The sequence below is a fragment of the Burkholderia sp. ABCPW 14 genome (genome assembly GCF_001523835.1).
Classification (GTDB): Bacteria; Pseudomonadota; Gammaproteobacteria; order Burkholderiales; family Burkholderiaceae; genus Burkholderia; species Burkholderia mayonis.
Window position 1 is genome coordinate 1 of record NZ_LOVS01000141.1, and the last position, 727, is coordinate 727.

Below are 727 nucleotides of genomic sequence, written 5' to 3' on the forward strand. Positions count from 1 at the left end.
TTCACTGGGCATTTCGATATGGATACGCTGATGCCGGCTCGTCGACGATGTAGCGAGCAGATCGTCGACTGATGGCGCGGTCCGGGTGTAGCTTTGCGCAAACCATCCGACACCGAGCTGTGATCGACCTTCGCGTGTGCTGAGCCGCGTCGATAGCAGCCGACACGGGTGTTCGCACCTCGCGCCTTTGATTGGCGCAACGACGCAGCCGACGCTCGCCACGCATTGTCGAGCGAGCGATTCATGAAAGTATCGAGTTGTTTCGCGGTGGAGAATGGGTGCTCGCTAATGTTCACGACAGGAAAGAAATCATGAAGCTAAATGGAATCGTGCCCCCGCGTATCGATGGTCGCTGCGAAGCGGTCGAACGGCATGCGAAGCGGAACGGCGACGAGCGCGGCGCCGCGGGCGAGCGGACGATGCGAAACGAGATCAAGGCCATCAGGATGGACGTCCTCAGGGAGATCCGCTTCAACAGCATCGTCAGCAATCCTGTGTTGCTCGCGAAAAGAAATCGGATTGCCACGAACATCCGCGCGGTTGGCGAGCAGATCGACAGGAAAGGGCTGATCAGCAAGATGTTCGAGGCGATCAAATGCGTCGCGCACCGAGGCCTGTATTTCGAGCGACGCGAGCTGAGAAAGCTGGATGCGTTCGTTGACCGGCACATCGGCGATCGGGCGGAAGATCGCAAGTACAAAATGGTTTAGTTTAGTCCGCGCGCCCG

Annotated in this window: 2 protein-coding genes; one reads left to right on the plus strand and one right to left on the minus strand. The window is 58.6% G+C overall.

The window, feature by feature from the left end:
• On the minus strand, positions 1 to 245 hold a 245-nt coding region (locus WS62_RS38350), incomplete at its 3' end, for a hypothetical protein (RefSeq protein WP_231748373.1).
• A 66-nt stretch (positions 246 to 311) separates the two neighbouring features.
• Here WS62_RS38350 and WS62_RS38870 point away from each other — a divergent pair.
• The gene (locus WS62_RS38870) at positions 312 to 710 is read left to right on the plus strand and encodes a hypothetical protein (protein WP_066574972.1); all 399 of its coding nucleotides are present in this window, start codon (positions 312 to 314) and stop codon (positions 708 to 710) included.
• Positions 711 to 727: the final 17 nt, after the last annotated feature.